Source organism: Larkinella rosea, from assembly GCF_003858635.1.
GTDB lineage: Bacteria > Bacteroidota > Bacteroidia > Cytophagales > Spirosomataceae > Larkinella > Larkinella rosea.
This window is the reverse complement of the sequence record NZ_RQJO01000007.1, coordinates 465,621-476,262: the sequence shown is the minus strand read 5'-3', so window position 1 is coordinate 476,262 and position 10,642 is coordinate 465,621. Positions and strand designations below refer to the sequence as shown.

The following is a 10,642-nucleotide window of genomic DNA, read 5'->3' as shown; positions in this document are numbered from 1 at the left end:
TTTTCGGACAGATCATGCGGGATTAATTGCACACATCAGCCATCGAAAACCGTATACTGAAAACCAAATAGCACTCACTTTTCCGGATTATGCCCCGGCTTTCCCCAATGGCTGCCTTGTTTTACACTTTTTCTACCTCACTTTGCAGTTTCAAAACCTGTTGTTCATCATCCTGTTCAATGACCAGCGCCGGGTTTTCGGCGGTTCCATTTCGTTTCACCTTTGTGCCTTTGATGGTTTTTTCAATCTCCTCGTCGTGGATTTCCACTACCTTTCCTTCGGCATGGCTACCGGCGTAGTTCCACCGCACCAAATCTCCTTTTCTGACCATGACTTGCTTTTTTTACATCCTAGCCCTTAACGGCGCCTGGCGAACAAATGTTTCGGAAGATGATCGTTGCGGTTTTTTGTACACGCGAAATTTGCCGTAGCCTAAAACAAATGAACCCTCCCCCAACGCTGTGGTTTATTGGAAAACAGGATGCGGTCTTCCCGCTAATCCCGGAAACATTTTCCGACCATTTTAACATCGATACAGTCATGTCAACGAAATCCTTTTCTTTTCCCCTCCGTAGTGGCAGCCGGAGCATCGGGCAAGCCGCTGTCGGGCGACTGGCGCTGGGGGCTTTAGCACTCGGCGCAACGGCTTTGGGCGCGCTGGCGGTCGGTGCTTTGTTTGTGGGTCAATTGCGCATAGGACGGGGTTCCATCCGAAAACTCCACATTGGCGAACTCGAGGTGGATCGGCTGATCATTCGCAACCCGGAACCACTGAACGAACCTGATCTCGTGGATGAAGAAATCATTCACGTCAACACGCCCGTCAAAAAGAAAAAGAAGTCCAAAAAAGACTGACCCATTCACACCAAGAGGCATTTTTCACGTAAAACGAAGCCACCTTCCCACCGACCCGAAAAGAGAAAGGTGAGAAGGTGGCTTAACACCACTTGTTATACACGCTTACCGTTTGGTGAATCCCTCCAGCGCAATATCCTGACTGCCGTCGGTATTGGTCTTGATCGTGTAGCGGGTGGGGTAATAACCCGCTTTTTCGTATTTGGTCGGTAGTTTGATCGCTTTATCAAGCATCGGAGCGGTTTTCAGGTAACTCATCGTCACCATTTGCTCCCAGAATGTCACCTTACCGTCGTACGAGCCGAATACAAAGGTTTCGGTAAACGGTTGCCCTTTGAATTCCGGACTGGTGGTATCCGACCAGTGCGCGCCCATCATCGGCACACCGCCCGGTCCTTTGGCAAAATCGGCATGAATAGACCCGCTCGGCGGTAGGTTATCAAACTTGGCCATCGCCTTGTCATAGGTTGGAATCGCCATGGTCTCGGTCATCGGCTGGATGTAAAAATGGAAGTCGAAGTGCGGTACGTTATAAATGCCGGCCGGTTCGTGGCCCTGCGGATTCCAGTTGATCATCACGTGCTGAAACGGCGTTTTGCTCGTCGCGGCATCGGGAAGGGCCAGCATGTAAGCGGTTTCGGGCAAGGTAGCGGGCAGGTTATCGAAGGCTTCTTTACTCCGCGTAAACCCGATGGACGACGGATTGCCGTCTGCGTCCAGCAAAATCCAGGTTTTAACATTTCCGTTTCCCATCGGAAGCGACGGTCCGTAAATCCGCTGTGGTTCAGCCACTTTGTCGTCGTCTTTTGAACAGCCTAAAAAGAGAGTTGCCGCAAAAAGGCAGATAAAAAGTTTTTTCATGAAGTTTGGTTATGTATGTAGAAGGGAATAAAGATTTAAAAGTAACATAAAATTACTTACCTCCGGGTATGCAATCAACTCAAGGTGCTCAGTTAGTGTCAGCAAGTAACATGGCCTTTTTCGGTAAGCTTTTTTATCATACGAAGCGGCCACGAGCTGGCCGCTTCGTATGGCGGTTTTAATTCGTCCGTTGAATTTTGACGGTTTTTGTCTGCCGGGGCGTATTAACCCGCAACAGGAGGAGCCCAGGCGTTTGATTGGGAACCGAGATCCGGTGTCGCTCGGTTGCTTCGGTTGCCGTAACAGATTTATTACCAACCAATTGACCCAGTACATTTGTTAATTCCAGGGATAACTGCCTGCCAACAATGGCTCCCTGAATTTCTACTTCTACCGCGTCACCCTTGACCGGATTGCCCAAAACCGTCACCGTCAACTCCGCATCCATCCCGGCCGATAACCGCGCCGGAGCGCATTGGAAGGCTTTCGGCGAACCTTTCAGCAGGTAACTGGAACCCAGCACCCGCGCCCGAATTGCTGTCCCATTCGTGACACTTCCCGGCGGGGTGAAATTGTAGGCATGCGCCCCGTTTCCTTTGCCGGCATCCTTCAAATCCTGACGATAGATGTTGGCCAGCGTACTGCCCAAAACCGTCACATTGCCCGGGCTGCTCTCGGTATAAAACTCAACGGTTAACGGCGTATTCGGCTTATTGCGGTCCCACACCCAGCCCCGGATTCCGCCACAGTCCAGTTTGTCCAGATACCCGTCGAAATTGCCCGTCACCGTTGTCGTCTCCATCGGGTTGACCGTCAAGGCAAAACTCACGCTGTTAGCGGCTCCCTGTGGGTCGGTCGCCCGGTAGGTTAGCACGAACGTCCCGGCCTGGGTGGGTATGCCGCCGATGATCCGCTCGGGCATCTGGAGTTGTAGCCCCTCGGGCAGTCCCGTCAGGCTGTAGCTCAGGGTGCCGCTTTCGGGGTCGGTAAAGGCCACCAGCGTCCCGGAGAAAGGTACGCCAACCTGGGCCACCAGCGGAGCAATCAGCACCGTGGGCACTGGCGGCTGGGGCGGCTTATTGCCCTCCGGGCCGGGGTTGGGTGTACAAATCAAGGTTTTGGGGGCATTTTTCAACTCGAAAGGATTGCCGGTGATTCGCGCCCTGAGGCTGTGGGGCTGGCCGTCTTTTAAGGCATCGGGAATAGGCCATAGGAACGCGTGTCGTCCGTTCCCCTTGCCATTGTCGACCAGATCCTGACGGAATGCATCGGCCAGCAGCGTGGCAATCACGGTTTCACCGTCGAGAATATCAACCATGACAGGCGTATTGGGTTTGTTGCGGTCCCAGGCCCAGCCCCGGAAGGTAGCACAATCGGCCCCGTAGATGAATCCATCGAAACTGCCCGTTACAACCGCATTCACCGTCAGGTTGTAGGGACTGGAGCTGGTTACCGAACAACCATCGTTATCGGTTGCCAGTACAGAGAATGCGAAGCTACCGGTTTGGGTGAGCGTACCCGACAAGGCGCCGGTAGTCGCCAGCGTCAGGCCAGGAGGCATCGTGCCACTCACCTGCGTGAAACTATAGGGTTCGGCGCCCCCTGAAACCGTGAACGACTGGCTGAACGGCTGGTTATAAAGGGCGGTATTGACACCGGGGGCTGTCAGGCTCAGCACTTTTGGAGTGCCCTGATACTCGACTGCTCCCATATCTACAGTTCCGTTGTCGAAAAAGCGGGGGTTGCCCGCCAGGTCGGTGGTGAGCCCCATCAGATCGGTGGCCGCGTTGGTTCCGGTGTTGATGGCTGGCGCGCATTCCGTCAGCCGGATATCGGTGGCCGACACAAAGGGCGATGCGTCCGAAATCCGGTTCCCCCCACCGTCGGTGTAGCCCGTTACACTGCTTTCCAGCAGACTGTGGCTTACCGTCAACCTGTACAAGCCCCGTCGGGTATCGAAGGTCTTGGGACCCATGTTGTTAAACAGCACGCAATTAATTAATTGAACATGGCTACGATCCCCTCCACCAAACGTATTGATCGCACCTGACTCGTATCCTTCACTTACACCGACGGAAATATTATCGAGAAACGAGCAATTGGTAAAAATAGGGCTGGTTTCGCAATTCGTGTTATCATTGTTATAGATTGCCGCACCGTTATAGGCCCTGTTTCCGATAAATGCGCAGTTGGTATATTGGGGACTTGCTGTTCCCCCTTCAGCCGTATAATTATAGCTCGCAGCCCCCTGAAATGCATAATTATTCAAAAAAAGGCAATTGATGAAATGAGGGCTGGCGCTTCCACCATAAAATGCAACATTTAAAACGGCACTGACTGAGGTATATATGGATATTCCGTAGCCGTTGTCGCGAAAGACACAGTTGCGGACGGTCGGATTGCAGAAGTTGCCAACCCCGCCACCATCATTTTTCATCCCCCCTCCGTAAAATCCACTAAAACTACCTCCACGCATAATCACAAAACCATCGAGAACGGATGTAGCACTTAGCCCTGGTGGATTGTCAAAGATATGATAGCTATTATCCGTGCTCGTACCTATCGTACCGATATCGCCACTGAGTGTCGTGCTGCTGGGAGCGCTCAATGTGACGGGCGGACGCTGGCTGAGTTCGGTTTCGGTTCCGACAAAACCGCCGTAAATCGCCACATCCGGCAACATTTTATAACTAATCCTTGGGTCATTGGTGCTGGTGGGTTTATACTCGCCACCGGCTACCCAGATTTCCGTCAGGTTTTCCAGGTTCGGATAATGAATCGCCGACTGTAGATCCGGGAAAGCATCTTCCCAGTTCAGCCCGGTGTTGGCCCCACTGGCGTCGGCCTTGACATACAGACGACTTGGCGAAGGTGGCGTATGTTTCACGCGGATTCCGCTCTTTTTGAAGTCAGACGCGGCTGAAAGTTTCCGGATGGCCGGATCATGGGCCATAGCGCTGGTCACCAGCCCAAAACCGACCAGAAATTGAATGAGTAAGGTTTTAAACCGTAGTAAATAGTTGTGTTTCATACAGGGTGAGGGAATGACGAAATAAAAGCGGCCCGAACACGGCCCGAGCTAAAGGGGGGTGGACCAGTGCTAGTTATTTCATAATCAGGCTATTAAATGAAAAAATTGATTATTCGAGATAGGATTCTTTTTCTTTTCCAAAGCCGTACTTAACCAGATGATGCTTAAATTCACCCTAGGCGGTTTTAAGGATTCGAAAGGTTGAACCCGATCGGCGTTCTTTTACCCACGGCCGGGTTTCGGCCGTGGCTTGTTGGTTCACTTTACGACCAACTGGCGGAGAATTGACAGGAGTCGTCGGCCGGTCATCGAACGAACCATTCAGGTAGACATCGCATAGGAACCGATGGGACTCAAACCCAACTTTTTTTACCAGGCGCATGGCCTGCTGATTCACCAGCATTCCTGACAACAGAAGCACCAGACTAATCGGTACAGGCAGAGCGGTTTTTAGGTAGGGAAAAAACAGGGAACGCATTTGCATTACAGTCGTGTCGAGTTAGAGAATGAATGACCATTATTTTCCGTTACGTTTCCTGTGCAAAACTCTTTTCGGGCGGTCAAAATGCGTTAACTCGAATCAGACATTCTTTTGCTCATTTTCGCCATTTCCCACTTTTAAGCATAAAAAAGGCCCTTTTCGGGCCGGTATTGGGGACTGATGTACGTTCTGAAGGACAAACCGGCGTATCATTTTCAATCAACTCCGTACCATGATCCAATCCATTCAAATCTGGGCGTATGCCGACGGTAAGACGCCGTATCGCTCCTGGAAGACTTTGGTGAAATAGGAAAGACTCTCAAAACCCACCTGATACGCAACCTCCGATACGCTGAGGGTATTTTGTTGCAGATACGATGCGGCCCGTTCCAGGCGCTGGTTCCGGATAAATTCCACGGCAGTCTGGTTGGTCAGGGCTTTGATTTTGCGCACCACTTGCCGCTGGCTCAGGTTTAATTCCTGGCTAAGTTGTTCGACGTTGAACGCGCTTTCGGCGAGGTGATCATCAACGATGGCTCGTACTTTTTGAAGAAATGCTTCCTCCTGAATGTTTGCGGGTTCGTTTACCGCTAAATCCTGCGGTTTCTGATCACTAAAATACCGCTGCAAACGGATTTGTTTCTCGAGCAGATTACGCACCCGCGCCCGGATTTCCAACTGATGAAAGGGTTTGGTCAGGTAATCGTCGGCCCCCTGTTCAAAGCCTTCAATGCGGTTTTCAATTTCGGCTTTGGCCGTCAGCATCACCACCGGAATGTGACTGGTGGCTTCCTGGCTTTTCAGAACCCGGCAAAAGGCAAAACCGTCCAGCCGGGGCATCATCAGGTCGCAGATCACCAGATTGGGCAGCAGCGTCGTCGCTTTTTCCAGCCCATCCTGCCCGTCGATGGCTTCCAGAATCTGGTAATCGCTTTCGAAAATGCTTCGGACATACGCCCGGATATCGGCATTGTCGTCCACGATCAGCAGGATATTTTCGGAAGTAGTCTCGTTCTCCGCAACCGGTTTTGGGGACACAATCCAGTCATCCGGCACCAAGATAGCGCCCTGGGCGGGTGTCAAACTCCGCGCATCAAAGCCAGCCGGTTTTGCGGTTTTGGGGATCGGCAACCGAACCGTAAACACCGTCCCCACTCCTTCCGAGCTGACCAGACTGAGGCTGCCATTCAATACCCAAACCAGTTCGCGGACCAACGCCAATCCAATACCGCTTCCTTCATACGCCCGACTGATGCCGCCATTGATCCGATAAAACCGCTCGAAAATGTGTTCCTGCTGGTCAGGGGCGATCCCGATACCGGTATCCCGGACCGTCAATACCAGATCGCCGGATGTATCCTGCTCAGGAAACCGCACGTCCAGATCAACGGATTGTCCCGTTGGCGTAAATTTAAAGGCATTCGAAAGGAGGTTTGTCACAATTTTTTCCAGCTTATCCGGATCAAAATCGGCCCAGTATTCCGTCTGATTTTCCCGAAACGTAAACGTAATGTTCCGGTCCTCCGCCAGCGATTCAAATGAGCTTCCAATGGTACGAAAGAATGTTGCCAGATCACCGGATTGAAGCTCCGGTTGGAGTTGCCCCGCTTCCAGTTTGCTTAAATCCAGCAGCTGGTTGATCAGACTCAACAAACGATGCGCATTTCGCTGCAACAACGGAAAGCGCGTATCCTGGGCATATTCCTGAACCAATTGTTCGATCGGGCCCAGGATCAGAGTCAGGGGTGTCCGGAATTCGTGGGATATATTCGCAAAAAGGCGGGTTTTAAGGGCGTCCAGTTCGGCCAGTCGGCTGGCTTCTTTCTGCTCGAAAACAACCTGTTGCTCCAGAATCAATCGCTGCCGTTGAAACCGGTACAATTGCCAGGCCAGCCCAATCCCCGTCAGAATATAAACCAGATAGGCCCACCAGCTAAGGTAAACCGGCGGATGAACCCGAATCTGCAAAACCGATGGCACACTCCAGACTTCGCCATCGGCCGAGCCAATCATTTCAAACCGGTAATTGCCGTCGGGCAGGTGGGCGTAATTAGCGAACCGGTTGGTCCCCGCTTCCACCCAATCGCGGTCGATACCGGAAAGGCGATACCGATAGCGGTTTTTGTTCGAATTGGTATAATCCATCACGCTGAATTCCAGCGTTACCAGATTCTGATCGTGCGCCAGATCAAGTCGCGACGTATACTCGATTCCCTTTGTTAGTAACGGATCTTCTCCTCCCAAAGCAACCGCTTCATTGTTGATTTTCAGACCAATAATACTGGCAAGTGGCCGCTGCCGGGTGGTTCCTGAAACTTCGTTCGCCCGGAAAAGCGTCAGGCCGTTCACCCCCGCAAAAAGCAATTCCCCGGAAGCGGTTCTGAAATAGGCACAGCTATTGAACTCATCGTCCTGCAAACCATCGGCTTTGGTATAGTTCCGGAACTCCCGCGTCTGCGGTCCAAACCGGCTAAGTCCCCGATTGGTACTGAGCCAGAAGTTCTTAAATTCATCGGATAAAATTCCGTAAACAACGCTGTTTGGTAAGCCGTCCGCTTCGGTAAAATGCTCGAACTGACCGGTTTGCTTATCCAGGCGTTCCAGTCCTCCGCCTTTGGTGCCTACCCAGAGAAACCGGTCGGGCCGGTTGGGATCGGCGGCCAGGCTCAAAATAAAATCATTGCTGAGGCTCTGCCGGTTGGCCCTGTTGTTTTTGAAGATCGAAAAAACCGGATTCGATTGGCTGTTTTGGGCCTTGATCAACCCTTTTTGTGTCCCAATCCACAACGTTCCGTCCTGATCCAGCTGAAGTGCGTAGGTTTCGATTTCGGCCCCGCTTTGGGGCAGCAGATGTTGATACGAAAACCGCTCGAATACTTCGGTAGCGGGGTTGAAGCGCAGCAACTTGCCATTGTTGACGCCAATCCAGAGACGTCCCTGCGGATCTTCGAGGGTTTGATTGCCAACAAATCCAAAAGTTGTATTGGCCGGTAACGGGTATTTCTTCAGCAGTTTCCAATCCGGCGAAAACTGAAAGAGGTGATGTTGGTGAGTCTGGAAATGCGTATTGGAAACCCAGAAATAACCCCGGCTATCCTGCATCAGATTCCGTTGACGACGATCGGCTTCCGGCATTTCGGGGTTCAGGAATGGCACCCGGCGATTGGTTTTCCGGTCGAGTTGTTCGTAGGCGTACTGAAACCGCACATAAGTCCGCCCCTGCCGGTCGACGTAAATTCTGGATAGCGACGTGTTCGGTAAATAGACCTGAAACTGCTTGATACGGGGATTGAATTTCCGCAATCCATAACCGCTGGTTCCGGCCCAGATCGAACCCGTCCGGTCTTTCAACAGACTCGTGATTGTGGCCAGATTAGGCGGGAGAGCCTCATAGGCACTGCGTATGGTCAGGCTATCCTGCCGGAAGAGTTCGGCGGGTGACATTAGCCACAAATGATCCGGCGTGGCAATTGCAATGGTTTGATTATCAATAACTTTTAGTTTAACCCCAAAATAGTTTTTTCGGGGAAAAGCGATGGTTTTATACACGCCCTGATGCCAGCCTTCGATCTGGTTGCTGTTGCCGGCAAACCAGTAATCCTGCTGATGGTCAACATACATGGCGTGATAATCACCGGTTTTCGAATGAAATAACGGCAGATGCGTGGCTAAATCCGGTTGCTTCCAGTTGAATTCATACAGTCCATACGCCGTTCCAATATACCCCTGTCCATTGGGTTTAAAACTAAAATAATGCGACTGCGTATACGAAAATCGCTGGTTGAGATGAACCGCTTTAATCTCAACCCGTTTGGTGAAATCGTGCTGATCGGGAAAACCGGATTCGAGTGAAGCGGGCAACTTGATGCGAAAGATTTTGTGGGTATCCGTGCCGACCCAGATATTCCCTTCAGGGTCTTCGGACAACAGCCGGATTTCGTAATTACCTGCGTTGGGAGCCGCCTGGTCGCTGATGGTCAGGTGGTAAAACCGCCGGGTCTGCTCATCGAACAGGTTCAGCCCCTGATTGCCGGTGCCAACCCAGAGCCGCTGATGGCGGTCGATCAGCAAGGCCGAGCAGTTGTTCTCGGAAATGCTGTGGTCATTGTAAGGATCGTGGGTGAATATGGTAAAATTATGGCCATCGAAGCGGTTCAGGCCATCTTTGGTCGCAATCCAGATGAATCCTTTCTGATCCTGTTTCAGGTCGTACACCATACCCTGCGACAGTCCGTCGGAAATGGTAATCTCCTGCCAACCTTTCAGTTGGGCCAAAACGGTAAGCGGGAATAGTACTAAAAACAGGAAAACGAATCGCATTCAGAGCCGATTTTTACCGGAAATTTACGCAAAATCGTATCAATGTGTCGTTTTATTCCCCTAATGTCAGTTTGCCGGTTAGCCAACTGCTTTTTCGGATGACAACGGCCCGACGGTCAGTGGTTGATCGTGGAACAAATCCGTACCAATTTCAGGTTTGGAGTCCCGTCGTTCGCGATTTTTAAATTCCGAAAAATTAATGCCCATATTAACTTTAAAAAACCGGCTAAAATGGGCCGTGCTGGCAAATCCGAGGTGATCGGCCACTTCTTTCGCTGATTTATCCGTGTAATAAATATACCGCTTTGTTTCCAGAATAATCCGCTGCTGAATGAGTTTTGAAGGCGCTGGATATTGACACATGTGGAAAATATTCGTCAGTGTTTTGGGCGATTTATTCATGGTTTCGGCATAGAATTGAACGTCGTGATGAACCCGGAAATAGCTTTCGAGCAGCAGATTAAATTTGCGGATGATATCCATTTTCTCTTCCGTAAACCGCGCGTAATTTTCCGTTTGTTTCTTGGCAATCCGCGTGGTTTTGATGATCAATCGTTTTAAAAGCGTCCGCAACATTTCGCCCTGCATTTTATCTTTCACCGTCATATCCTCGATACAAAGCCGCTCAATCACCAAAATACTCTGTAGTTCATCAGGGGCTAAGCGAATAAATAATGGATGCTGAATGCCATAAAAAAGAAAACCGACACACCCAACCTCGGCGTCGTGATCGGCAATGCAGTAAAAATCCCGGTTGAATTGCCAGGCCGACAGGTTTTCCGGTTTTTCAAATTTAAAATGTTGATTAGCCACCAACGGAAGCAGCGACTTCGCCGGCATCGTGTAGCCAATATTGTCGATAACGACGGTCTGTTCGTCGCCGGTATTGCACACAATGGTACTGACCGGCTCCTTTTTTCCGTTGAATACACCTTCGCCCACGATCGTTGCGTCGCTGATGATCAGCGTAAACTGGCCGTGGGAAGATTTATCTTCGTAGTGTAATTTCATAAAACCGCTTCTGTTTAATTTCAAAAGCAAAACGATGATATCGAATGTAAAAAGTGATCGGTATGGTCACACTTTTACATTCG

The 10,642-nt window shown here is 50.9% G+C and carries 7 protein-coding genes; 1 reads left to right on the top strand and 6 read right to left on the bottom strand.

Features of this window, described 5'->3' with window-relative positions:
* Positions 1-121: 121 nt before the first annotated feature.
* The gene (locus EHT25_RS02245) at positions 122-331 is read right to left on the bottom strand and encodes a hypervirulence associated TUDOR domain-containing protein (RefSeq protein WP_124869997.1); all 210 of its coding nucleotides are present in this window, start codon (positions 329-331) and stop codon (positions 122-124) included.
* 209 nt (positions 332-540) lie between these two features.
* On the opposite strand from EHT25_RS02245, the gene EHT25_RS02240 reads away from it, so the two are divergent.
* On the top strand, positions 541-855 hold the full coding sequence (locus EHT25_RS02240; RefSeq protein ID WP_221622233.1) for a hypothetical protein: 315 nt from the start codon (positions 541-543) through the stop codon (positions 853-855).
* A gap of 105 nt (positions 856-960) precedes the next feature.
* Here EHT25_RS02240 and EHT25_RS02235 read toward each other — a convergent pair whose 3' ends face one another.
* The 5 genes from EHT25_RS02235 to EHT25_RS02215 form a co-directional block, all read right to left on the bottom strand.
* The gene (locus EHT25_RS02235) at positions 961-1,716 is read right to left on the bottom strand and encodes a DUF5602 domain-containing protein (protein WP_124869994.1); all 756 of its coding nucleotides are present in this window, start codon (positions 1,714-1,716) and stop codon (positions 961-963) included.
* Between the two features lie 178 nt (positions 1,717-1,894).
* On the bottom strand, positions 1,895-4,747 hold the full coding sequence (locus tag EHT25_RS02230; RefSeq protein WP_124869991.1) for a putative Ig domain-containing protein: 2,853 nt from the start codon (positions 4,745-4,747) through the stop codon (positions 1,895-1,897).
* A gap of 175 nt (positions 4,748-4,922) precedes the next feature.
* Entirely contained in the window at positions 4,923-5,231 is a 309-nt protein-coding gene (locus EHT25_RS02225) for a hypothetical protein (protein ID WP_124869988.1), read from the bottom strand.
* A gap of 243 nt (positions 5,232-5,474) precedes the next feature.
* Complete coding sequence (locus tag EHT25_RS02220; RefSeq protein ID WP_310588712.1) at positions 5,475-9,503, bottom strand: hybrid sensor histidine kinase/response regulator transcription factor; 4,029 nt, start codon at positions 9,501-9,503, stop codon at positions 5,475-5,477.
* A gap of 123 nt (positions 9,504-9,626) precedes the next feature.
* Positions 9,627-10,559, bottom strand: coding sequence for an AraC family transcriptional regulator (locus tag EHT25_RS02215; protein ID WP_124869981.1), 933 nt, complete (start codon positions 10,557-10,559; stop codon positions 9,627-9,629).
* Between the last annotated feature and the right edge of the window lie 83 nt (positions 10,560-10,642).